The following is a 23,142-nucleotide window of genomic DNA, read 5'->3' as shown; positions in this document are numbered from 1 at the left end:
GATCTGACACACTCATGGTGATCTTGTTAACGGTTCTGTCAAGCGTTCGTTAACAATATGGCTAAAGCCGAATTCTTGCCGTAGATTTCAAATGCACCTATTTCCTTGGGCCGCAGCATATTACGGGGGATCAAGCGCCGATGAACTATGCCGAAGCACAGGGCGAAGGCACCGATATTGGCGAAGAAGACATCGTCGAGCACATATTTGAGGCAGTCGTGGATCAGCGATTGCCGCCGGGCACGAAACTTTCCGAATCGGCCCTGTGCGAGGCATTCGGGGTCGGTCGGATGCGGATCCGTCGCGCGCTTCTGTTGCTGGCCAGCCAGCAGATCGTCGACCTGCACACGAATCGCGGCGCTTTTGTCGCAAGCCCCACCGCCGAGCAGGCGCATGAAGTATTTGAAGCACGCCTGACGCTGGAGCCTTCGATCACGAGGCTGGCCGTCGCGCGCGCCACCGATGCCGACATCGCCGCATTGGCCGAGCATATCGAGCTTGAGCATCAGGCCCATCATTCGGGGCGTCGCCGGGATGCGATCCGCCTGTCCGGGCAGTTCCACGGGCTTCTGGCGCAGGTCGCCGCCAACTCGGTCATGTCCCGGATGATGCGGGAACTGATCACGCGAACCTCGCTGATCATCGGGATATTCGGCGCGCAGGACATGACCGATTGCCGCGACCACGATCACTCCAGCATCGTCGATGCGATCCGCGACCGCGACGCGGATCTGGCGGCTGAACTGATGCGCGACCATCTTGCGCAGATCAAGCGCGACCTTGACCTGACCGAGCGCAGCACCGGCCAACTGGACCTGGTGGCAATCCTGAAACGCTAGCGACAGCCAAGTGATGGCTGGCGTGATGCGTCTGATTTTCTGGGAAGAAAAACCACAACCAAGTGGCGGAGAGGGTGGCCGCCATTTTGACCCCCTAAAGCCCCCGATGATACAACGATAAGGCAATGAAATAAGGGCTAATTCAGAGGCCACTGTTTCATGCGGCAACGTTGAATGTCATAAAATTGCACACGCTTAGGCGGGTAGGTTAGGGGGTGAATATGCCGCGAGTGGCTAAAGAAATGTCGGCGCTTGACGTCAAGCATCTCAAGCCGGTGCATTCTAAACGGCCAAGCTTGCGCGCGGTTGGTGGTGTATCCGGCCTTCTCATTCAAGTGACGCCGAACGGAGCCAAATCATGGCTCTTGCGGACGACCATTGCGGGCGAGCGGCGCGAACTGGGATTGGGCGCATATCCTGAGACGGGCCTCGCCAGAGCGCGCGACAAGGCGCGAGAAGTGAAAGACGCGATCCGTGAAGGGCGCGACCCCATTGCCGAGCGGAAGGCAACCCGAGCGGCTGCAAAGCGCAAGCGGGATCGCATCACCTTTGCACAGGCTGTTGATGAGTATCTTGGCGGCAAGCTGGATGAGTTTCGCAACGAGAAGCATCGGAAGCAATGGCGTGCGACACTGGATACCTATGCCGCGCCGGTATTGGGCAGCATGGCCGTGGCAGATATTGCCGTCGATGACGTCAAGCAGGCATTGGAACCTATCTGGACAAGCAAGACCGAGACGGCGACACGGCTTCGGGGCCGAATTGAGGCCGTTCTGTCTTGGGCAACGGTCGCTGGACACCGGAGCGGTGACAACCCGGCGCGGTGGAAGGGCAATCTTTCGGAACTGCTGCCCAAGCCCTCACGCGTAGCTAGCAAAGACAATCAACCAGCCTTGGCCATTGATGATGCCCCCGCGTGGTTCAAAGCGTTGCAAGGCATGGAGGGAACAGCCGCGCGGGCGCTGGAATTCCTGACTCTGACCGCTGCGCGCTCGGGTGAGATAAGGGGCGCGACTTGGGATGAGATTGATCTGGAAGCCCGCATTTGGACAATCCCAGCCGAACGCATGAAGGCAGGACGCGAGCATCGTGTGCCGCTTTCGGGCCGGGCGGTTGCGGTCCTTGAAACCATGGAGCGGCGCGAGGGCGTCCCATACGTCTTTGCTGCACTGCGCGGCGGGATGCTTTCTGACATGACCATATCCGCTGTGATGCGGCGCATGGATGAGGCCAAACCCAAAACGTGGATAGACCCGCGAAGTAAGCGGCCTGCCGTCCCGCACGGAATGCGCTCAACCTTTCGGGACTGGGCTGCGGAACGCACTGACTACCCGCGCGACATGGCAGAGATCGCGCTGGCACATAATGTGGGGTCAGCGGTGGAGCGTGCTTATCGGCGCGGGGACATGGTGGAGAAGCGGCGCGCGTTAATGGACGCGTGGGCCGCACATGTGGTGTCGATGCGAGGCTCAACAAATTCTGGGGGACAGAATGCTTGACGTGACCGTGCTCTATCGAATCCGGCGCGCGGGAAATGATGAAGTTATTGCCTGTGTCGATGCCGGTTCCAAAGCGGCTGATTTGTCGACAACGGTATCATAGTGCATGTTTAGGGAAGGTAAGGAGTGAACGATGATTGCAAAACATATCGACGTCCCGAAGTTCTGCGCCTCGCTAGGTATTTCACGGCCCACGCTTGAGCGTTGGCTGCGTGATCCTGATGTGAAGATGCCGAGGCCGATACGCATTGGGCGCAAGCGATATTGGCCCGAACACGAAATTAACGCGTTCCTCGAAAAAAACAGGATGGCTGCGTGATGGATGCGGACAAGATCAAGAAGCTAACCGAGGAAATTTACTCGATGGTTCATCGCATCACCGACCATGACTATGAGCGGCATATGATCGAGCGGGCATCAAAAGCAATCCGCGATGAACTGCCCAAGCCACCGCGCTCGGGTGGCAGCTTTAACTGGAAAGCCGTTTCTTGAAAATAAGAGGCCCGGAAGGAACCTCCATTCCTGCCGGGCCAAATTCGTAACTTGCGATTACAGGATCATTAATAGTGATGGAAGCTACTGAAGTCAAGCCGCAGGCGCGCGGCTCCATTTCCCATCTCATCGAACCACAGCACAAAGCTGCGGCCCGGATGCTGGGGTATGCCCTCACAGTTGGAACGCCCGGAACATGGCACCGAGCGGCCATCGTATGGGAAGCCCAGCTCACGCAGGAAGAAAGATGTGCAGTTGCGGAATCCTTCCTGCTGTCCCTGCCTCCCGACGAGGTAGCCGCGCTCGCTGAGGACGAGCTGGCCGGTCTTTCTGCCGTGCCACCATTCGCGCGCACGTCTGACGCCGCTTCGTGGTGGGCATCAGATGCCGACATTGAGGAACGTGGCACCTATCTTATTGCGATCTGGGAGGTAATGACGCCCGAGGAAAAGACGGCCTTCCTGGGATTTGCACTGGGGAGGGCCGCTGCATGAACGCGGTGCCTGACTACGCCCGCATCTTCGCGGATATCCAAGCGTCGGGCGTCGCCCCGCCGCCTGCACGGCTTGCTGCTGTGGATGGTCGTATCATCATCGACAGCCTTGCGCCAAGGCCCACGCCGTTCGTGTGGCGTGATCCATCGTCCATCCCGCCGCGCCCTTGGGTCTATGGAAATCACCTCCAACGACTGATGTGCAGTGTCACGGTTTCGCCCGGTGGCGTTGGTAAAACCACATTGGCGATCATGGAACTGCTATGCATGGCCACCGGGCGCGAAATCCTTGGGGCGGCTGTGCCTGAGGCTCTTACCGTCTGGGGGCTTTTTCTTGAAGAGCCTCGCGATGAACTGGAACGGCGTGTTGCTGCTTCTATGTTGCATCACAATATCAACCCTGATGAATTGGCTGGGCGTTTCTACATTGACGGAAATGATTCACAGCTTTGCCTCGCCACCCAAGGCAGAGACGGCATCCAGATTGTCGAACCTGTCTCAGAGAAGCTAATCGAGCACATTCGCGAACATGGTATAGATCATCTTACCGTTGACCCCTTCGTGAAATCGCACCGGGTTGGCGAAAATGACAACAGCGCAATTGATGCGGTTGCAACGGAATGGGCGCGCATTGCCCGCGAGTGCAACATATCCGTCGAACTCGTTCACCATACCCGCAAGGGCAACGGGGCGACGCTAACCTCCGAAGATGGGCGCGGCGGTTCCGCGCTCCTCAATGCCGCACGGGACGGTCGGGTGCTCAATAGGGCAAGCCATGAACAGCGGCAAAAGATGGGCGTGAATACTGCAACTGATCACGCGACTTATTTCAGCGTGACGCAAGACAAAACTAACATGTCCACTGGCAGCGGAGCATCATGGTATCGAACTGTCGGGGTTGCAATCGGGAATGGCGACTGGGTTGCCACTGTCGAGCCTTTCGAGGTGCCAGACACGTTTGACGGCATTACGGTTAAGGACACGCTGCTAGTGCAAAGGGCAATTGACGAACTGCCAGAACCACGAGCCAGCGAACAGTCAGGGGATTGGGTGGGTAATGCGGTGGCAAATGTGCTGGGCCTGCCTTTGCCAGAGAGCAAGGCAAGGGTGAAGGCGCTGATAAGCGAATGGCTGGCCAAAGATGTGCTGCGCACAGAAAATCGCAAGACGAAAGGACAGGATCGCCCCTATATCATAGTTGGTGAATGGATTACGGACATTTGACCCAACCACCACCACCACCACCACCCTCCACCCTAAAGGGTGGGGTGGTGGTGGTGAGGCGGTTCATGGTGGCGCAGAGGGTAGCGACAAGCATATATCACCACCACCACGCGCCCCATTCGTCGTGGTGCTGCCCACATGGTAAAACCTTAGGTGTTCCGCATCTGAGGTTGGCATGGGCAAGTCGAAGTCATTTACTAATGCTGTTGAGCAGTGGACCGAGCAGGTGCATCAGGCATCGCTTGATACGTTCGCTGAGTCCGTGCGTGGTATCGCGAATGAAGCCCGAGCTGCTATGCCGCATGAGACGGGCAACCTGTCGCGGTCTATTGTGGTATCCGATACGGCTGCTATTCCGCTGGGTGCCAACGATGAAGTCTATCCCGATCCTGCTGCCAGTGATGATGCCGTGCTAGCTAATCTGAAGCTTGGGGATCGGGTGTATATCGGCAGTCGGGCGACATACTTCAACAAACAAGAATTCGGCTGGCTGAGTGTTGCGGGTGGTGCTGTGACCAGTCATTCCGGTCGCTTTGGTATGACTGCGGCCATGGCTCGTTGGTCGGCTGTGGTTAAGCGCGTTTGGTCGCGTCGTCGTCGGGAAGGCTAAGCGGGGCCACCGTAGGCAATATCTGGGGCCTTGAATACGCGGTGGGGCTGTCCTTCTCACATTCTCAAAATGTTATAGTGTAACAAATGGCAAGACCAACGAAACAAGCCTCTTTGGCAATTAGGTTCTTGGAGAACCTGAAAATTCCCGAGGGAAAGCTAGCCGGTTCGCAAGTTAAACTGGCGAAATATCAAAAGCAATTCCTTAACGGCGCGCTCAAACCTGAAATCATGGTCGCGTGCCTTTCTATCGGGCGAGGGAACGGCAAGACCGCGCTTTCGGCTGGTGTTGCTTTGGCTGAGGTTATGGGCGTGTTGCACGATGCCCCCCAACCTAAGCGCGAGGTGTTGCTTGTGGCGCGTAACCGCGATCAAGGTAAGGTCGCGTTCCAGTTTATCCTAGGGTTCATTGAGGGGCTTCCCGATGAGGACCGGGCGCTATTCGACATTCGCCGGGGGCAGCGGCTGGAGGCGGAATACAGCGGCAATGGTGGTGGCATCGTCCGGGTAATCCCGGCTGACGGCAAGTCGATCCTCGGGGGTGCCCCGACGATGGCCATTCTGGACGAACGGGCCGCGTGGCACCCGGAAAAGGGCCAGGAACTGGAAAACGCGATCTTGTCGGGATTGGGTAAGCGGGATGGCCGGGCGTTCATCATCTCTACCTCGGCCCCTGATGACGCCAACGCCTTCAGTCGGTGGCTAGATCAACCGCCGCCCGGCACATACGTGCAAGAACACCGCCCGCAGGAAGGATGCGCCCCGGATGACGTGGAGGCGCTGAAGATTGCCAACCCCGGCGCGGCGGAGGGCATCGGTTCAACGCTGGATTGGCTCAAGTCGCAGGCTGCGAGAGCTATTGCGCGCGGTGGTTCGGCGCTGGCGTCCTTCAGAAACCTGAACTTGAACCAGAGGGTGAACGTCGAGACTGGCAAGGTGCTGGTCACGGTTGATGAATGGCTGTCGGCTGAGGTTGCCGAGCTTCCGGGGCGTGATGGCCCCTGCGTTTTGGGCGTGGACCTTGGCGGTAGTCGCTCCATGTCTGCTGCGGCGCTGTATTGGCCGCTGACGGGGCGTGCCGAGGTTTGGGGCGCGTTCCCCACAAATCCCGGCTTGGCGGATCGTGGCGCTGCGGATGGCGTCGGGCGGCGCTATGTCGAAATGGAAGAACGGGGCGAACTGTGGACGCAGGGCGACCTTATCGTTCCGCCTGCCGACTGGTTGCGCCGGGTTATCGGGCGCGCTGAGGGCTACCCCATTGCGTGCATCGTCGGCGACCGGTTCAGGGAGGCCGAATTTCGGGAGGCCATGCAAGCGGCTGGCGTTCGTGTCCCGTTTGTAGCGCGCGGCAACGGCTTTCGAGACGGTGGCGAAGACGTTGAGCGGTTCCGGTCGGGGCTGTTCGATGGTCGCGTTAAGACCCTCCCCAGCCTGCTGCTGCGCTCTGCCATGGCAGAGGCCATCGTGGTTATTGACGACAGCGGCAATGAGAAGCTGACCAAGAAGCGCAGTCTGGGCCGGATCGATGCTGCTTCGGCTCTGGTTGTTGCGGTTGCGGAAGGGCAGCGACGGGCGGCTGTTCCTGAGCGTGGCCCTGCTAGGGTTGTCTGGGCATGAGTTGGCACCGTCATAGCGCGCATGTCATCCGCACCGAACGGTGGAAGCGTTTGCGGAAGGAAATCCTGCGCCGCGACAATTACCGCTGCGTGAAATGCGGTTCGGCTGGAATGCTGGAATGCGACCATATTAAGCCGGTTCGGGATGGTGGCGGGGAATATGACCCGGCCAACCTTCAGATGCTGTGTAAGCCCTGTCATGCCGCCAAGACCCGCACCGAAGTATTTGGGGGCAAGGTTGATCCTGAGGCGTCGAGGTGGCGCAAATTGCTACGGGGCGGAATATGAAGCGTTACGACGAATACGACGAAGACGAACTGCGCGAGTTGCTGATAGATCAGTATCAACGGGACTGCTCATATCTGCATTCGCAAGGCGTCATCCCTCTGCCGTGGGCTGGCGGCGAATTTGCCATCGCTAAGGATCACTACGCGATCTTGATTGCTGTCATGGATAGCGCCGGGAACTTTCCTAACAGTTCCGCAGCTATTCAAGAGTTGTTGGGCTTTAAGGCGACTGGCAACGCCACCGCATCCTTAAATGGCGCGATTAGGGCCAATCTTATTGCCAAAGACGGAGATTATCTCTGTATGACCGAATATGGCAGGCATATGATTGAGTTTGCGGAAGATAATCCCGACGCTTTGGCGTTTAGCTGGGATTAGCGTAAAACATGGTTATCCAAATTTGGTTAACCACGGATATAATTATGCTGCAATCTAAGAAAATCCAGCTTCGTCAATCGGAGATCCGCCAACAGCTTTCGGAGCTTGCTGGCAAGGATACTCCGACCGATGACGAGGTGCGTTCGATGGACGCCCTTGATAAAGAATACCGCGCATCTGAAGTCAGGCTGCGTGCTGCGATGGTTTCCGAGGATGCCGAACGCCGGGAAGCTGGCGCGGAACTGGAAACGCGCTCGGACAAGCAATTCGCTGAACTGATCGACAAATTCGAGGTTCGGCAAGTCGCACTGGCGCTTGACGAGGGCGCTTCCCTGTCCGGGGCGACCGCCGAGGTCGTGCAAGAGCTTCGCAGCCAAGGCGGTTATCGCGGCATCCCGCTTCCTCTGGCGGCACTGGAACAGCGCGCGGGCGAAACCGTTTCTAGTGGGCTGTATGAGCCGAAACAGACGCGGGATATCATTGCCCGCCTGTTCCCGAACTCGGTTGCTGCCCGCCTTGGCGTCCAGTCGGTCAACATCACCTCAGGGCAGGTCGAATACCCTGTTGCCACCGCCGGGGCTGTGACTGGTTGGCAGGCTGATGAGCTTAGCAATGTGGGCGGTCCCTCTGCCTTCGCCACCACTGAGAAAGTGCTCTCGCCCGATCAGACGCTTGGGGCGCAGATGGTCATCACGCGCAAGGCCCTGAAGATGACGGGGCCGGGGCTGGAGAACGCCATTCGTCAGGACATGTCGGCGGCGATTGAAGTTGCGCTTGATGCTGCAGTCATCACGGGCACCGGTGCCGCTGGTCAACCGCTGGGCCTGATCCCAGGTGCTGCGACCTATGGCATTACGTCAACGGCTGTTGGTGCCGCTGCGACGTGGGCCGCGTTCCGCGCCGAGATCGTCGCCTTCATGCAGGCGAACGCGATCACTGACCCGGCACAGGTCCGTGTGGCTTTCCCGCCTGCTATCTGGTCCGATCTGGATGATGCCCTGATCGCCGGAACAGCTGTCTCTGAACTGGACCGCATGGCTTCGCACGGGGTCAAGCCGGTGCTGGCGAACCAGATTCCTGCCGCGACTGCCATCCTGACTGCGACGGTTAACGGCGTTGCGCCTGCGTTCTTGGGCATCTGGGGGGTGGATCTGGTTCGTGATCAATTCACCAAGGCACACAGCGGCCAGCTTGTTCTGACCGGTCTTGTCACTGCCGATGTGCAGGTTGCGCGGGGCATTCAAACCCGCATCCTGACCGGTCTGGCGGGTGCCTGATATGGACGGCTTCCCGATCTATGCGGGGGGCCTTGAACTGCGGGACGCTGGCGACGGCTCCCGCAGGCTCACGGGCAAATTCCCCTATAACTCGCGTGCAGTCATCAATTCCGGCGGCAACGGTCGCAAGCCTCGCAAGGAAGCATTCGCGCCACGTGCCTTTGGCTTTGCGGTTGATGACCCGGATCGCGATATTCATCTGCTGGTCGGACATTCGTTTGATCGTCCCCTCGCGTCGAAGAAGGCGGGAACGTTCCTGCTGAATGACACCGACGAGGCGCTGAATTTCGAGGCGGTCATTCTGCCTGAAATTCAAGAGGCGACGTGGTGGACGGATTTTCTTGCACAGTTCACGGCGGGTTTGGTCGGCGGGATTAGTCCCGGCTTTCGTGTTGCGCCACCTGAGGCGGTAAAGAAGGCCGAGGAAACGACCGAAGAAGACCCCAGCGAGGGGAATGCCCTAATCCGCACGATCTTTGAGGCCATCCTGTTTGAGCTATCGCTTGTGACGCGGCCCGCATATACCGAAACCTCCTTGGATTTGCGGCAACTGGATAGCGGGCTGATCGTTCCGAAGAAATCTGCCCATTACAGGTGGCGCGCATGACCAGTCTTTATGTTGAGTCAGAAAATGAACTCTCAATTGTTTATCCTGATGCTCCTGCTGGGGTTAATGGAAGTGTTCCGGCGGCTATCTGGGGAAAGCTGGAAAGCTACGTTAATTCGCGCTGGACGACTTCTGAGGTTGTTTTTGAAGTTAACCCTCCTTGCCCTGTTAATTGGCGTCCTCCGTATGTTCCGTATGTTATTGAGGCCGTGGATGACGAACCTGCCGAAGTGAACCAATATGGCGAAGTGCGGGTAACTGGCCGGGCTCTGGTTCGCTGCACAATTGGCGGCAAGGAAGTAACGCCCGAGGTCGAGGAAGCGTATCGCCGCCTTGCTGCCTATTACGCGTCAGAGGATTTGCGCGGCTATTCTCGATACTCAGTGAACATCGACGGCAGTCTGCAAGAAAGTTGGGCGCGTCGTCGCGATGCAACCGCACTGGCGAATTCCGGGGCGGCTGATCTTCTGACCAAACACCGAAAGGCGGGCATTGCCCATGTTTAATCTGTTCAAACGCAAGCAGGCAGCGGCCCCTGAGACGCGTGCAGCCGATACCGGGTATACGGGGCAGGTCATGGCGCTGCGGGAAGCGTGGATCAGCGGCCAGACCGGGCTGGCTGAACTGACCGCGACGGTGCAAGCCTGCGTCAGCCTCTGGGAAGGGGCGCTATCGGCCTCTGATGTGACCGGCACTGATTTGCTATCCCGGTCCGTCATGGCGTCTGTGGCGCGTTCTCTGGCGCTACGGGGTGAGTCGCTTTGGTATATGGCCGATGACGGGCTGCTTCCTGTGGCCGATTACGACTTCAGCACGCGCGATGGGCGTATCCGTGGGTATCGGCTCAGCATCCCGGAGTCGGGCGGCAACTACTCCGTGACCGCGCTTGCTGCTGAGGTGCTGCATTTCAGGATCGGGGTTGATTCTTCCGCCCCATGGACCGGCACGGCACCCTTGCGCCGGGCGCGCCTGAGCGCCGGACTTCTGGAGACGCTGGAAACCGCGCTATCCGAGACATATGCCAATGCGCCGTTGGGTAGCTCAGTGGTGCCATTCCCGGAAAGCACGGGCGTTGATCTGGACACGCTGGCACGGGGCTTCAAAGGGCGACGGGGACGCGTGCTGTTGCGCGAGTCGGTGAACGTGGCCGCGCAAGGCTCGGTCGCGCCTCAGTCTGATTGGCGACCGCAGGGGCTGACCCCGAACCTTGCCGATAGCATGGCAACCCAGAACTGGGGGGCTGCGCGTGCCTCGATCCTGAACGCTTTCGGTGTGTTGCCCGGTGGCGTTGATACTGCGACGACTGGACCAATGGTGCGCGAGATGCAGCGGCACCTTGCGGGCTGGACGTTGCAACCGATGGCAATGCTGATGGCTGAGGAAGCTTCATTGAAGCTGGGCGGCAATGTGGAAATCGACGTGATGCGCCCGGTTCAGGCTTATGACGTGTCGGGACGTGCGCGGGCCATGACAACGCTTGTGCAGGGGCTGGCGATGGCCAGGGAAGCCGGGATTGACCCTGACGCGGCCCTGCGGCTGGTGAACTGGGGGAAAGATGACGGGGCCTATTGATGGCTGGCGTTGAGAAGTATGAAATTCCGGCGCTGCCTTGCCCGGAAGTGTTCCATTTCGGCCCCGAGATTGACCGGGAGACGGCCCGCAGTTTGGGGCGCAACCGGTTCTTTACGGGCGAACCTTGCCTGAAGAACCATGTTGCCGAGCGTTGGACCTCAAACGGCACCTGCATTCAATGTGTGTTGGAACGCCACAGGACCCGCGCATACCGCACGCATATCAATCCGGTTGCGGCGACATGGGTGCAGGCTAACCCAGACCGGATCGACGCTTATAATGCGAAGAGGCGGGCGAAAGCTGAAGCTGTCGCGCCGAAGTCAGAGGCGCGACGGGAAGGGCTGAAGCGGCATTGGGCAGAGCGGAAAGCAAAAGCTGCCTAGCGTTGCTGTTTCGCAACATTAACGGATAGGCGGTGCAATGGGCGGGTAGGAAACTTCCCGCTCATTTTATTCTTTAAATTCAAGTGATTAAAAGCCAAGTGGCGGAGAGGGTGGGATTCGAACCCACGGAACCCTTGCAGGCTCAACGGTTTTCGAGACCGCCCCGTTCGACCACTCCGGCACCTCTCCGCGCTCTTGGGTGGTGGCGGGGATTTAGACGGGCCGGGGTTGAAGCGCAAGGGGGTTCGGGAGAAAAAAGCGCAAAACATTTCTTCCCTTACGCAGATCGGGTGACAGATGGATTTTCTTGCCGGGAGCAGCCGCGCGGATCGCGCAAAGACGGGGATTGCGCCATGCCGGTTCTGACCGGACCGCTGGGGGATCCATTGCTGCGCGAACGCCTTGCACCGCAGGCGACGGCCACTGCGCCGCTGAATGGGCGGCTGGTGGGCGGCGCTCTTGCCGGGATCGCGGCCGAGGGCTTTCCAGCCTTTCTACCTGGCGGGTCCGAGCTTCCCGCCTGGGAAACGCCCTGGACCCCCGACCTGTCCCGCTATGCAGAAATCTTCGCGTTGGTGCCCCGGCAACTTGATGGACGAGAGGTGCTGGGCATCGGAGATGATCGAGGGGAGGGGGCGTGGCAGCCCCAACTGGCCGCGGCCATCGCGGATTGGTTGCTGACGCGTCAGCAGGACCGCTCGGCCGCGGACATTCGCCGTTGCCTGCCCCTGATCGCGGGCTGGATCGCATCTCGCCTGCGGGCCGGTATCGAGACGGAGGATCTGCCCCGGCTTGGCCCGGACGGGGAGGAGCGCGTAAGGCTGACAGGGTGGAGCGAACCCTATGCCGATCATTTTTCTGTCGAATCGCTGGTGCTGCGGCAAAGGCGCCATCGTGGCGACTGGTCGCCGGACATGCTGCGGGCGATCTTCGTGTCAGGCGACGCGACGGTCGTGCTGCCTTGGGATCCCGTTCGCGACCATGTCCTGCTCATTGACCAGTTCCGCCCTGGTCCCGTGGCGCGGGGGGACCGGCAACCCTGGTTTTACGAGACGGTGGCCGGGCGCGTCGATGCGGGCGAGACACCCGAACAGGCGGCGCTGCGCGAGGCGATCGAGGAAACCGGCATCACGCTTGATCGACTGATCCCCGGACCGCACCATTACTCAAGCCCCGGAGCAATGGCAGAGTTCCTTTACCTTTATGTCGGGATCGCTGACCTGCCCGATGATGCGGCGGGGTTCGGGGGCCTTGCCTCCGAGGATGAGGACATCCGTTCCCATGTCGTCCCGCGCGTCGAATTGACCCGCATGGCGATGGCCGGAGAGATCCGCAACGGGCCGCTTCTGTCGCTGGCGCTGTGGCTGGAAATCGGCGCGGCGCGCATCCGGGCGGAACTCGGGCTGCCCGTGGCTGGTTGATCACGCGCTTGCATACCCGCCACGGGGTTGCCGCCCGGCGGCGGCCGCGTGTAGACCGGGGGCGACCAAATCGCGAAAGGCCCGCCATGCGCATCTGCCCCGACCTCGCCTCCGCCATCGGCAATACCCCCCTGATCCGGCTGAACCGTGCCTCGGACGAAACCGGCTGCGAGATTCTGGGCAAGGCCGAGTTCATGAACCCCGGCCAATCGGTGAAGGATCGCGCCGCGCTTTACATCATCAAGGATGCGGTCGCGCGCGGTGAGCTGAAGCCCGGCGGCACCATCGTCGAGGGTACGGCCGGCAATACCGGCATCGGGCTGGCGCTTGTCGGCTCGTCCATGGGCTTCCGCTCGGTCATCGTGATCCCCGAGACCCAGAGCCAGGAGAAAAAGGACATGCTCCGGCTTGCCGGGGCCGAACTGGTCGAGGTTCCCGCCGCGCCCTACAAGAACCCCAACAACTATGTCCGCTATTCCGGGCGACTGGCCGAAGAACTGGCGCGGACCGAGCCGAACGGCGCCATCTGGGCCAACCAGTTCGACAATGTCGCCAACCGCCAGGCCCATGTCGAAACCACCGGTCCCGAGATCTGGGAACAGACCGGTGGCAAGGTCGATGGGTTCATCTGCGCCGTCGGCTCGGGCGGAACGCTGGCGGGCGTGGCGATGGCGCTGCAACCCAAGGGCGTCAAGATCGGACTGGCCGACCCCGAGGGCGCGGCGCTGCACAGTTTCTACACCGAGGGGGTGTTCGAAAGCCCCGGCTCGTCCATTACCGAGGGGATCGGGCAGGGGCGCATCACCGCGAACCTTGAAGGCTTCACGCCCGACTTCTCGTATCGCATCCCCGATTCCGAGGCCTTGCCGGTCGTCTTCGACCTGCTGGAATACGAGGGGCTTTGCCTTGGGGGCTCGTCCGGGATCAATATCGCGGGTGCTGTCCGCATGGCGCGGGAAATGGGCCCCGGCCACACGATCGTCACGGTGCTGTGCGACTATGGCACCCGCTATCAAACCAAGCTGTTCAACCCGGAATTCCTGCGCGCCAAGGGGCTGCCGGTCCCTCAATGGCTGACCCGCAAACCGGCCGCGCTGCCGGAGGTCTTCGAGGACTGATAGACCGCATGACCCGTCTTACCAAACTGATTGCGCCGCTGTTTCTAATGCTGGCGCTGATGCTTTCGCTTCCGGCGCTTGCGCAGGAACAGCCCCAGCCTCAGCCGCCCGATTACGAGGCGTGGACCCGTCAGGCGGACAAGACGGAAGATGCGCTGGAAAGCGGACAGGCCAGCGATGGCGATCTTCAGGACCTGCGCGAGAAGATGGTCCATTGGCGCGATACCTTTCAGGCCGCGCAGGGCACGAACTCGACCCGTATCGCCACGCTGAAGGACCAGATCGCGGCCCTTGGCCCGGCCCCGGCCGAGGGGCAGACCGAGGCCGAGGATGTGGCCGCGCGGCGCAAGGAGCTGGGTACCCAGCTTTCCGAATTGCAGGCGCCGGGCCTGAAGGCGGTCGAATCCTATGGTCGCGCGGATGGCATCATCCAGCAGATCGACCAGAAGGTCCGCCAGCGCCAGACCCATGCGCTGATCCGCAGGACGCCAACGCCGCTCAACCCTGCAAATTGGGGGCCGGCGCTGACCGAGGCCGGCGATGTCGGCGTCCACGTCTATAAGGAAGTCCGCGATAACTGGAACGATTTCGGCAGCGGGCCGGACATGGTGGGCCGGATCATCGTCACCCTGGGCTTCCTGCTGGCGGCGGTGCTGCTGCTGTCACGCGGGCGGCATTGGGTCGACTCGCTGCCCTCGCGCCTGTCCGTGCGCGCCAGCGAAAGGTCGCGGGCTGCGCTGATCTTCGCGGTTTCGCTGGGGCAGATCGCAATTCCCTTCCTTGGCATCGTGCTGGGCGTCGCTGCGCTGAGCGCGACCGACCTGTTCGGTGCCTGGGGGCGGCCGCTTCTTCTGTCCATCCCGGTTGCGGGCATGGCGTTCTTTGGTGGCTTCTGGCTGGTCCGCCGGGTCTTTCCGGAACCCGGCACCTCGGATTCGCCGCCGCTGCCGATCGACGAGAAGCAAAGGCGGATGGCCGCATTCCGCGCGACCGTGCTGGCCTTCGCGATGGCGCTGCACCAGATGTTCTCGCGCACGGTTCTGCCGCTGGCCGGTTTCCACAGCCAGAACGACGCCTTTACCGTGCCCGAGCGCCTGAGCGAGGCATCCGCCGGGGTCTGGCACTTCTTCATGATCCTGCTGGGCGCCTTCTTCCTGTTCCAGCTTTGCAATGTCCTGCGCAAGCTGAAGCCGGGCGAACACGAGGCGCCGGATTACCGCACGCGGATCGTGGTCCTGCTGGGGATCATCGGCCGGGTGGTCGCGGTCGCTTCACCCGTGCTGGCGGCGGCTGGCTATGTCACGGCGGGGAACGCGATCCTGTGGTCCTCGATCATGTCGCTGGCGCTGGTCGCGTTGCTGATCGTGTTGCAGGATTTCATCGCGGACCTCTATGCGATGGCCACGGGGGGCGACCAGTCGGCGCGGGACGCGCTGATGCCGGTGCTGATCAGCTTTGCGCTGGTCGTGCTGTCCCTGCCCATGTTCGCCCTGATCTGGGGCGCGCGCTCCAGCGACCTGGCCGAGGCATGGACCAAGATCAAGCAGGGCGTCAGCCTGGGGGGCGTTCGCCTGTCGCCGACCGCGATCGTGACCTTCGCGCTGATCTTCCTGTTGGGCTATTTCATGACGCGCTTCGTGCAGGGCGCGTTCCGCAACTCGATCCTGCCCAAGACGCGGCTGGATGTCGGCGGCCAGAACGCCGTTGTCTCGATCCTGGGCTATGTCGGGATGGCGCTGGCGGCTGTCCTGGCAATCACGGCGGCGGGGATCAACCTGTCTTCGCTTGCCATCGTCGCCGGTGCGCTTTCGGTCGGCATCGGTTTCGGGATGCAGCAGGTCGTGTCGAACTTCGTCTCGGGCATCATCCTGCTGGTCGAACGACCGATAGCCGTGGGCGACTGGATCGAGGTCGGGGCCAAGCAGGGCGTGGTCAAGAAGATGTCGGTCCGCGCCACCCAGATCCAGACCTTCGACCGCAACAACGTGATCGTCCCGAACTCGGACCTGATCACGCAGCAGGTGACGAACTGGACGCGCGGCAGCCTTCAGGGGCGCATCATCGTGCCGGTGGGCGTGGCCTATGGCAGCGACACCCGCAAGGTCGCGCGCATCCTGATGGAGATCGCCGAGGATCAGCCGACGGTTCTGATCAATCCGGCGCCCGCGATCCTATTCCGAGGTTTCGGTCAGGACAGCATGAATTTCGAGATCCGCGCGGTCCTCTCCGACATCAACGGTGGCGCGGGCGTGACGTCCGAGATCAACCACCAGATTGTCCGGCGCTTTGCCGACGAGGGGATCGAGATCCCGAATGCGCAAAGGGATGTCTGGCTGCGCAATCCCGAAGTCCTTGCCCAGCTTGCCAGTCATCTTGACGCTCAGACGCGCAGCGCGACCGGCAAGGTTCTTGGCCCCGCGCAGCCCGAACCCGCGCCCGTCAATGCCCCCATTCCGCGCGATGACGCGCCGGAATACGACAATGACGGCGATCTCGACGGGGATGGGGACGGCGACGGGGATGGCCGCGCCTGAAGCATGGGGCTGAGCCTCAACCCCGCAGGCGGGGTCGGGGCGGCTCTTCCTCGGGCAGCCCCTCGTGAGACAGCATCACGGCAAGCGGTCGCAGCCAGCGGATATGGGCGCAGACAATCATCACCGCGACCATGATCGGGACCGCCAGGAAGGTTCCTGCGATCCCCCAGACCGCTCCCCAGAAGGCCAGCGCCAGAACGATCCCGAATGAGGACAGGCGCAGCGTCTGGCCCAGAAGCATCGGGTCGAAGATGTTGCCGATCAGGAAATGGACCGCCGTGCAGGCGCTGCCGATGGCCAGGGTCGTCGTGGGATCGCCCGTCTGCGCCAGCACCACCGCAATTGCGATCACCGTGGCGATGATCGATCCGATGGTCGGAATGAAGTTGAGAATGAAGCTCAGCGTTGCGACGGCCCCGGATAGCTCCAGACTTGCGGATCGGAAGATCACCCAGATCAGTGCCGCCGTCACCGCGCTGATCGCGGCCTTGACCACCAGATAGCGGTTCACGCGGCGCATGATGCTGTGGATGATGCGCAGCACTTCGGTCGCGCGGGCGGGATCGCCGGTCAGGCGCTCGACCTTGACCGGGAACCAGATCCGTTCGGCGAACATGAACCCGACAAAGGTCAGCACCAGGACCGAGCCGGAAATCAGGTTCGACGCCTGGCTGGCGGCGGAACGGATCCAGCCGGCAAAGTCGATGCCGCCCAAAAAGGTCAGGATCGATTCCTGCACCCGTGGCCCCCAGCGCTGGCTGAGGCTGAGGATCGTTGCCTGAGCGCGGTCGGCGTAAAGGATCGAGGTCGAGACGACCTCGTTTACCTGTGCGACCACCGTTGTCGCGGCCCAGAGCAGGGCGATGGCAATGGCTATCAGCGCCAGCGTGGTTGCCAGCCAGTTCGGCACCCTGAGCCGCGCAAAGGCCGAGATCGCGTCGCTGGTCAGCGAGAAGATGATGATCGAGAAGGCCAGGCAGGTCAGCATGAAACGCGCCTGCACCAGCAGGAACAGCAGCAGCGCAAAGGCGATGACGCCAAGAAATCCCGTCTGCAGCCTTTCGCTCAGCTGCGAGTCATTTGCGCTCAAGACGTCCCCTTAAGGTTTCGCCTGATGCGGGCCGGGGCCGGGGCAGGACGCCCCGGCAGCAGGCGTCAGGCTTCGGCTTCATCCTCGCCATTCTCGGCGATGCGGGCAACTGAAACCACGGTTTCATCCGCCCCGGTATTGAACACGCGCACTCCGCCGGCAGAGCGCGACCGGAAGCTGATCCCGTCGACAGGTACGCGGATCGATTGCCCGGTCGAGGTGGCCAGCATGATCTGGTCATCCGGTTCGACCGGGAAGCTGGCGACCAACTCGCCACCGCGCATGGCCTTGTCCATCGCCATGACCCCCTGGCCACCGCGTCCCCGTACGGGATAGTCGTGGGACGAGCTGATCTTGCCCGAACCCTTGGCGGTGATGGTCAGGATCAGGTCCTCGGCCGCCGACATCTCGGCATAGCGTTCCTGGGTGATGCTGCCTTCGGCCACCGCATCCTCGTCCTCGTCGGGCTCGGCGCCATCATCCAGCGCGCCCGCAACCGCACGGCGCATCTTCAGATATGCGGCGCGTTCGGCCGGGTCGGCTTCGAAGTGACGGATGACGGACATGCTGACCACGCGGTTGCCTTCGCCCAGGCGGATGCCGCGCACGCCGGTGGAATCCCGGCCCTTGAAGACACGCACGTCGGTCGTCGGGAAGCGGATCGCCCGGCCCGAAGCCGTGACCAGCATCACGTCGTCCGCCTCGGTCGCCATGCGCGCGCCAATCAGTTCGACCCCTTCGGGCAGCTTCATGGCGATCTTGCCGTTCGACTTGACGTTGGTGAAATCCGACAGCGCGTTGCGGCGAACATCGCCTTCCGACGTTGCGAAGATCACCTGATAATTGTCCCAGTCCTTCTCGGGCGCATCAACGGGCATCAGCGCGGCGATCGAGACGCCGCTGTCGATCGGCAGGATGTTGACCATCGCCTTGCCCTTCGAGGTCCGTCCGCCCAGCGGCAAACGCCAGGTCTTCATCCGATAGACCATGCCATCCGTGGTGAAGAACAGAAGCTCGGTATGGGTATTGGCGACGAACAGGGTGGTGACGAGATCGTCTTCCTTGGTCGCCATGCCGGACAGGCCCTTGCCGCCGCGCCGCTGGGCACGGAATTCGGCCAGCGCGGTGCGCTTGATATAGCCGCCCGAGGTAATGGTCACGACCATGTCCTCGCGCTCGATCAGGTCCTCGTCGTCCATGTCACCGGCCCAGTCGGTGATCTCGGTCCGGCGCGGAACGGCGAATTGCGCGCTGACTTCGCGCAGCTCACCCGCAATGATCGCCATGATCCGGTCGCGCGACGCCAGGATCGCCAGGTATTCGCGGATCGACTCGGCCAATGTCTTCAATTCGTCGGTGACTTCCTGCACCCCAAGCTGGGTCAGGCGCTGCAGGCGAAGCTCAAGGATCGCACGCGCCTGCGTCTCGGACAGGTTGTAGGTGCCATCCTCGTTCACCGGGTGCAGCGGATCGTCGATCAGACGCAGGTATTCGACGATCTCGTGGGCGGGCCAGCGCCGTTCCATCAGGCGAGAACGCGCCTCGGCAGCGTCGGCCGAGCTGCGGATGGTCGCAACGACTTCGTCCACGTTCGAGACTGCGACGGCCAGGCCGCACAGCACATGGGCGCGTTCGCGGGCCTTGCGCAGTTCAAAGGCGGTCCGACGGGCGACCACCTCTTCGCGGAAGGTCAGGAAGTGAGTCAGGAAGTCGCGCAGGGTCAGCTGTTCGGGACGACCGCCGTTCAGCGCCAGCATGTTGCAGCCGAAGCTGGTCTGCATCGGCGTAAAGCGGAACAGCTGGTTCAGCACCACCTCGGCGGTGGCATCGCGCTTCAGCTCGATCACGACCCGGACGCCGACGCGGTCGGATTCGTCCTGGACATGGGCGATGCCCTCGATGCGCTTTTCCTTGGCAAGTTCGGCGATCTTCTCGATCAGGCTGGCCTTGTTCACCTGATAGGGGATCTCGTCCAGCACGATCATCTGGCGGCCGTTGCGGCCTTCCTCGATCCGTGTCTTGGCGCGGATGATGACGCTGCCGCGCCCTTCGAGATAGGCTTTGCGCGCGCCGGAGCGGCCCAGGATGATCCCGCCCGTCGGAAAGTCGGGGCCGGGCACGATTTCCAGCAGGCGTTCGGTCGGCAGGTCGGGATTCTCGATCAGCGCCAGCGTCGCCTCGACCACCTCGCCCAGGTTGTGGGGCGGGATGTTCGTCGCCATGCCGACGGCGATGCCGCCGGCGCCGTTGACCAGCATGTTGGGAAAGCGCGCGGGCAGGACGGTCGGTTCGCGGTCCTTGCCGTCATAGTTGTCCTGGAAATCGACCGTGTCCTTGTCGATGTCCATCAGCAGATAGGCAGCGGGCTTGTCCATCCGCACTTCGGTATAGCGCATGGCCGCGGGGCTGTCGCCGTCCATGCTGCCGAAGTTGCCCTGGCCGTCCAGCAAGGGCAGGGACATGGAAAAGTCCTGCGCCATCCTGACGAGCGCGTCATAGATCGAGGCGTCGCCATGCGGGTGATATTTACCCATGGTGTCGCCGACCGGACGCGCCGATTTGCGATAGGCCTTGTCATGGGTGTTCCCGGTTTCGTGCATCGCGAAAAGCACGCGCCTGTGCACCGGCTTCAGCCCGTCGCGCAGGTCCGGGATCGCCCGGCTGACGATGACCGACATGGCATAGTCGAGGTAGGACGAGCGCATCTCGCTCGCGATGTCGATGACCGGCCCGTCATGGGCCATCACGGCACGTTCCGGGGTACCATTTTCATTGGTCTCGTCATCGTCGTGATCGGGGGTATCGGACACTGGAACGCCTCAACATTTTGTTGATATGAGGTCTATCCCATACCAGCCGAGGGTGCAATCTTGACGGCCCGGAAAACGCGACTCAGGCCAGCCCGGCGACCCTTTTGCGCCCGCGCAGGCAGGCCGCCCAAAGCGCCGTTAGTCCCGCCGAGCAGATCGCGTTCCAGCCCGCCATGGAGATGCCGAACAAGCTCCAGCTGATTTCGTCACAGCGCACGACCGGCGCCTTTTCCAGCGCAGCCATCAGGTCGCCCGTGGACATGGTGGCAAGGCCCGAAACCCCGCCCGAACAGTGTTGCGGCCCCAGCCACAGCTTCATTTCGACCCCGGTGTGATAGACGGCAAAGCCAAAGGCGGTCGCCGCGGCGATCAGCCCCAGCAGTGCCAGCCACCGTCGCCAGCCCAAGACCGCCATCAGCGCGGCGATGATCGCCGCCGCCAGATGCGGCCAACGCTGCAGGATGCACAATTCGCAGGGCGCATAACCCAGCGACTGGAAGGTCAGGGCGGCCGCCAGCAGCGCGGCGGATCCCGCGCCTGCAAGCGTTCCTAGCTGTTTGTTGCTCGTCTGGGTCATGCTGCCGGGTTAGGGCCGCAGGCGATTTCCGGCAAGTGCCAATCGCGTGATCTCAATGGGGTTTCCAGGTGAAGACGCGGTAAAGATAGATCACGACCACGACCAGCACGATCAGCTTCGAGACGGGATCGACGTAATCCCCGACCAGCGCATAGTTTTCGTGCAGCAGCAGGCCCGCGACGGTCAGCCCCCCGGTCCAGATCGCGCTGCCGAAGGTGGTGTAGATCAGGAACTTCCAGAACGGCAGGTGCGAGATGCCCGCGGGGACCGAGATCAGGGTGCGGATCGTGGGAAGCATCCGGCCAAAGAAGACTGCGGCTGCACCGTGACGGTCGAACCAGCCCTGTGCCGTGTCGATGTCGCTGGGCGACATGGTCAGCCACCGCCCGTGCCGGGCAGCAAAATGACGCAGGCGCGCCTCGCCGATCCACATCGCGATCAGGTACCACATCAGCGTGCCCAGAACTGAACCGATGGTGCCCATCAGGATCGTCAGGCCCAGCGACAGATCGCCGCGTCCCGCCAGGAACCCGGCCAGCGGCATGATGATCTCGGAAGGGATCGGGGGAAAGACGTTCTCGGCAAGCATCAGCAACAGCACGCCAAGATAGCCCCAGCTGTCGATCGTCGAAACCACCCAGTCGAACATGCGTTACTCCATTTGTCTGGGGGGCTTGCTGAAGGTCGCATGCGGCGCTGTCAACCCTTGAGACCTATTGTGCAATGGCGCGTTTGGCGTAGCCTGATCGCGCCGGATCTGGGGTGGTGGAGGAAGTCTCATGCAGTGGCGGGGCAGACGGGAAAGCCGGAACGTCGATGACAGGCGCGGCATCAGCACGGCGGGCGCGGGGGGGATGGGGATCGTGGGCGTCCTGGTCGTCCTGGCCGTCGGTTATTTCTTCGGGATCGACATCTCACCCATCGTGGGGGCCATCGACCAGGGTCAGGAAAGCTCGGAACCCCGCGAACTGACCCAGGAGGAACAGGAAGTCGGGCAATTCGTCTCGGTCGTGCTGGCCGATACCGAGGAAGTCTGGCAGCGCATCCTGCCCGAACAGGCCGGCGTCCAGTATACCGATCCGCAACTTGTGATGTTTTCGGGCGCGGTGCAGTCGGCTTGCGGTGGTGCGTCGGCGGCGATGGGGCCGTTCTATTGCCCGAATGACCAGAAGCTTTACCTCGACACCGATTTCTTCAAGATCATGCAGCAGAAGATGGGGGCTGGCGGCGATTTCGCCTATGCCTATGTGGTTGCGCATGAGGTTGGGCACCATGTCCAGAACCTGTTGGGCATCCTGGGCGAGACGATGAAACTGCGCCAGCAATCCAGCGAAGCCGACGCGAACCACATCTCCGTCCTGACCGAACTTCAGGCCGATTGCTTTGCCGGGGTTTGGGGCAAGAACGCCAACGAGCAGTTCGGCACCATCGAGGATGGCGATATCGAAGAGGCCATCAATGCAGCCGCCGCCGTCGGTGACGACACCCTGATGCAGAATGCGGGCCGGGCGGTGCGCCCGGACAGCTTTACCCACGGCTCATCGCAGGATCGCATGACCTGGTTCAAGCGCGGCTTCGACAGTGGGCAGATCGCGCAGTGCAACACATTCAAGGAAGCGGGGCTGTAGGCCCCGCCGCGTCATTCACTCGCCCTGAAGGACCGCCAGCGCGGCGGGCGTGATCCGGCCGCGCTTGAGAGCGTTCCCGTCCGCTGCGGTCAGTCGACCGCTCTCCAGTCCGCCGACTATCCTTGAGCAGAACGTCTCTGCAGCCTCGGACACGGGCACTTTCATGAAGACGGCGATGTTTTGACGGTCCTTGGCGGATCCCCTGCGGACATTGGCCCGGCAATCATTCATCACCATCGCCCGTGTCGCAGGGTCGTTCTTCACGATCCGGGTTTCGCGGTTGATGTTGGACTGAGTGATGTCATTCGGTCGGCGGCTGCCTTCATCCTGACATCCAGCGATCAGGACAAGCGCGGAAAAGGCAATCATAACGGGACGTAAGGACAATTCTGTCGACTCCAGGGATCATCTGGGGCGACGTTGCATCGGCCCCATGAAAAAGGCAATCAGCAAGTCGTGATCATCTGTTATCGTGCGTGATGTTCAGGGTCGGTGCAGGTGCATTCCACGCGGGCGGTCCATCGTCGCCCAATCCGGCCACAGGCCGAAATGCTCCAACCCGACCAGGACCAGGGATATGCCCACCACGGCGAGAACCAGCCGAACTCTTTTCGCGCTGGGCGGGTGGCGGGCCCAGCGGGACGCCCGGATCAGCCAGTTGAGGTTGTTCATTTGCCCCATCCCCTGC

Annotated in this window: 25 protein-coding genes and 1 tRNA gene; 19 read left to right on the top strand and 7 right to left on the bottom strand. The window is 61.8% G+C overall.

The window, feature by feature from the left end:
* Nucleotides 1-140 precede the first annotated feature (140 nt).
* The 15 genes from ACO2Q4_RS12470 (at nucleotide 141) to ACO2Q4_RS12400 (ending at nucleotide 11,276) form a co-directional block, all read left to right on the top strand.
* Nucleotides 141-839: a GntR family transcriptional regulator gene (locus ACO2Q4_RS12470; RefSeq protein WP_311758787.1), complete on the top strand. Its 699-nt coding sequence runs from the start codon at nucleotides 141-143 to the stop codon at nucleotides 837-839.
* A gap of 242 nt (nucleotides 840-1,081) precedes the next feature.
* On the top strand, nucleotides 1,082-2,338 hold the full coding sequence (locus tag ACO2Q4_RS12465) for a tyrosine-type recombinase/integrase (RefSeq protein ID WP_423319598.1): 1,257 nt from the start codon (nucleotides 1,082-1,084) through the stop codon (nucleotides 2,336-2,338).
* Nucleotides 2,339-2,471: 133 nt separating this feature from the next.
* Nucleotides 2,472-2,657, top strand: a complete 186-nt coding sequence (locus tag ACO2Q4_RS12460) for a helix-turn-helix transcriptional regulator (RefSeq protein WP_423319597.1) — start codon at nucleotides 2,472-2,474, stop codon at nucleotides 2,655-2,657.
* Complete coding sequence (locus ACO2Q4_RS12455; protein ID WP_423319595.1) at nucleotides 2,657-2,830, top strand: hypothetical protein; 174 nt, start codon at nucleotides 2,657-2,659, stop codon at nucleotides 2,828-2,830. Before ACO2Q4_RS12460 ends, ACO2Q4_RS12455 begins: the two co-directional genes overlap by 1 nt.
* Nucleotides 2,831-2,907: 77 nt before the next feature.
* Nucleotides 2,908-3,324: a hypothetical protein gene (locus ACO2Q4_RS12450; RefSeq protein WP_423319593.1), complete on the top strand. Its 417-nt coding sequence runs from the start codon at nucleotides 2,908-2,910 to the stop codon at nucleotides 3,322-3,324.
* Entirely contained in the window at nucleotides 3,321-4,547 is a 1,227-nt protein-coding gene (locus ACO2Q4_RS12445; RefSeq protein WP_423319591.1) for an AAA family ATPase, read from the top strand. The genes ACO2Q4_RS12450 and ACO2Q4_RS12445 overlap by 4 nt, the downstream gene beginning before the upstream one ends.
* 175 nt (nucleotides 4,548-4,722) lie before the next feature.
* Entirely contained in the window at nucleotides 4,723-5,157 is a 435-nt protein-coding gene (locus ACO2Q4_RS12440) for a hypothetical protein (protein ID WP_423319589.1), read from the top strand.
* Between the two features lie 86 nt (nucleotides 5,158-5,243).
* Entirely contained in the window at nucleotides 5,244-6,773 is a 1,530-nt protein-coding gene (locus tag ACO2Q4_RS12435) for a terminase large subunit domain-containing protein (protein WP_423319587.1), read from the top strand.
* Nucleotides 6,770-7,060, top strand: coding sequence for an HNH endonuclease (locus ACO2Q4_RS12430; RefSeq protein WP_423319585.1), 291 nt, complete (start codon nucleotides 6,770-6,772; stop codon nucleotides 7,058-7,060). The genes ACO2Q4_RS12435 and ACO2Q4_RS12430 overlap by 4 nt, the downstream gene beginning before the upstream one ends.
* The gene (locus ACO2Q4_RS12425; protein ID WP_423319583.1) at nucleotides 7,057-7,437 is read left to right on the top strand and encodes a hypothetical protein; all 381 of its coding nucleotides are present in this window, start codon (nucleotides 7,057-7,059) and stop codon (nucleotides 7,435-7,437) included. The genes ACO2Q4_RS12430 and ACO2Q4_RS12425 overlap by 4 nt, the downstream gene beginning before the upstream one ends.
* 8 nt (nucleotides 7,438-7,445) lie before the next feature.
* Nucleotides 7,446-8,714 carry a phage major capsid protein gene (locus ACO2Q4_RS12420; RefSeq protein WP_423319582.1) on the top strand — a complete coding sequence of 423 codons (1,269 nt, stop codon included), beginning with the start codon at nucleotides 7,446-7,448 and terminating at the stop codon, nucleotides 8,712-8,714.
* Between the two features lies 1 nt (nucleotide 8,715).
* Nucleotides 8,716-9,321 carry an HK97 family phage prohead protease gene (locus tag ACO2Q4_RS12415; protein ID WP_423319580.1) on the top strand — a complete coding sequence of 202 codons (606 nt, stop codon included), beginning with the start codon at nucleotides 8,716-8,718 and terminating at the stop codon, nucleotides 9,319-9,321.
* Nucleotides 9,318-9,827, top strand: coding sequence for a hypothetical protein (locus ACO2Q4_RS12410; protein ID WP_423319578.1), 510 nt, complete (start codon nucleotides 9,318-9,320; stop codon nucleotides 9,825-9,827). Before ACO2Q4_RS12415 ends, ACO2Q4_RS12410 begins: the two co-directional genes overlap by 4 nt.
* A complete protein-coding gene (locus tag ACO2Q4_RS12405) occupies nucleotides 9,820-10,893 on the top strand; it encodes a phage portal protein (protein ID WP_423319576.1) in 1,074 nt (357 codons plus the stop codon). The genes ACO2Q4_RS12410 and ACO2Q4_RS12405 overlap by 8 nt, the downstream gene beginning before the upstream one ends.
* Nucleotides 10,893-11,276 carry a hypothetical protein gene (locus ACO2Q4_RS12400; RefSeq protein WP_423319574.1) on the top strand — a complete coding sequence of 128 codons (384 nt, stop codon included), beginning with the start codon at nucleotides 10,893-10,895 and terminating at the stop codon, nucleotides 11,274-11,276. Before ACO2Q4_RS12405 ends, ACO2Q4_RS12400 begins: the two co-directional genes overlap by 1 nt.
* 99 nt (nucleotides 11,277-11,375) lie before the next feature.
* Here the strand turns inward: ACO2Q4_RS12400 and ACO2Q4_RS12395 are convergent.
* Nucleotides 11,376-11,465: transfer RNA gene (locus tag ACO2Q4_RS12395), tRNA-Ser, on the bottom strand.
* A gap of 164 nt (nucleotides 11,466-11,629) precedes the next feature.
* Between ACO2Q4_RS12395 and ACO2Q4_RS12390 the strand changes: the two genes are divergently transcribed.
* The 3 genes from ACO2Q4_RS12390 to ACO2Q4_RS12380 all read left to right on the top strand — a co-directional run bounded on the left by ACO2Q4_RS12390 (nucleotide 11,630) and on the right by ACO2Q4_RS12380 (nucleotide 16,349).
* Nucleotides 11,630-12,697: an NUDIX domain-containing protein gene (locus ACO2Q4_RS12390; protein ID WP_423319572.1), complete on the top strand. Its 1,068-nt coding sequence runs from the start codon at nucleotides 11,630-11,632 to the stop codon at nucleotides 12,695-12,697.
* A gap of 86 nt (nucleotides 12,698-12,783) precedes the next feature.
* The gene (locus tag ACO2Q4_RS12385) at nucleotides 12,784-13,815 is read left to right on the top strand and encodes a cysteine synthase A (protein WP_311758789.1); all 1,032 of its coding nucleotides are present in this window, start codon (nucleotides 12,784-12,786) and stop codon (nucleotides 13,813-13,815) included.
* Nucleotides 13,816-13,823: 8 nt separating this feature from the next.
* A complete protein-coding gene (locus ACO2Q4_RS12380) occupies nucleotides 13,824-16,349 on the top strand; it encodes a DUF3772 domain-containing protein (protein ID WP_423319570.1) in 2,526 nt (841 codons plus the stop codon).
* A gap of 16 nt (nucleotides 16,350-16,365) precedes the next feature.
* Here the strand turns inward: ACO2Q4_RS12380 and ACO2Q4_RS12375 are convergent, their stop codons facing one another.
* The 4 genes from ACO2Q4_RS12375 to ACO2Q4_RS12360 form a co-directional block, all read right to left on the bottom strand.
* Nucleotides 16,366-17,439, bottom strand: a complete 1,074-nt coding sequence (locus tag ACO2Q4_RS12375) for an AI-2E family transporter (RefSeq protein WP_423319568.1) — start codon at nucleotides 17,437-17,439, stop codon at nucleotides 16,366-16,368.
* 65 nt (nucleotides 17,440-17,504) lie between these two features.
* Nucleotides 17,505-20,249, bottom strand: a complete 2,745-nt coding sequence (gene gyrA, locus ACO2Q4_RS12370; RefSeq protein ID WP_395133664.1) for a DNA gyrase subunit A — start codon at nucleotides 20,247-20,249, stop codon at nucleotides 17,505-17,507.
* Nucleotides 20,250-20,331: 82 nt separating this feature from the next.
* The gene (locus tag ACO2Q4_RS12365) at nucleotides 20,332-20,826 is read right to left on the bottom strand and encodes a disulfide bond formation protein B (RefSeq protein ID WP_423319566.1); all 495 of its coding nucleotides are present in this window, start codon (nucleotides 20,824-20,826) and stop codon (nucleotides 20,332-20,334) included.
* Between the two features lie 52 nt (nucleotides 20,827-20,878).
* Nucleotides 20,879-21,475: a DedA family protein gene (locus ACO2Q4_RS12360; protein WP_311758794.1), complete on the bottom strand. Its 597-nt coding sequence runs from the start codon at nucleotides 21,473-21,475 to the stop codon at nucleotides 20,879-20,881.
* A 130-nt stretch (nucleotides 21,476-21,605) separates the two neighbouring features.
* Here ACO2Q4_RS12360 and ypfJ point away from each other — a divergent pair, with 130 nt between their 5' ends.
* The gene (gene ypfJ, locus ACO2Q4_RS12355; RefSeq protein WP_311758795.1) at nucleotides 21,606-22,454 is read left to right on the top strand and encodes a KPN_02809 family neutral zinc metallopeptidase; all 849 of its coding nucleotides are present in this window, start codon (nucleotides 21,606-21,608) and stop codon (nucleotides 22,452-22,454) included.
* A 15-nt stretch (nucleotides 22,455-22,469) separates the two neighbouring features.
* On the opposite strand, the gene ACO2Q4_RS12350 is transcribed toward ypfJ, so the two are convergent.
* On the bottom strand, nucleotides 22,470-22,823 hold the full coding sequence (locus ACO2Q4_RS12350; RefSeq protein ID WP_423319564.1) for a hypothetical protein: 354 nt from the start codon (nucleotides 22,821-22,823) through the stop codon (nucleotides 22,470-22,472).
* Nucleotides 22,824-22,937: 114 nt separating this feature from the next.
* A complete protein-coding gene (locus ACO2Q4_RS12345) occupies nucleotides 22,938-23,126 on the bottom strand; it encodes a hypothetical protein (protein ID WP_395133671.1) in 189 nt (62 codons plus the stop codon).
* Between the last annotated feature and the right edge of the window lie 16 nt (nucleotides 23,127-23,142).

The sequence above is a fragment of the Paracoccus sp. KR1-242 genome (assembly GCF_049446195.1).
Taxonomy (GTDB): Bacteria; Pseudomonadota; Alphaproteobacteria; order Rhodobacterales; family Rhodobacteraceae; genus Paracoccus; species Paracoccus broussonetiae.
Note: the sequence above shows the minus strand (reverse complement) of the source record. Positions and strands in the feature narration are given on the sequence as shown.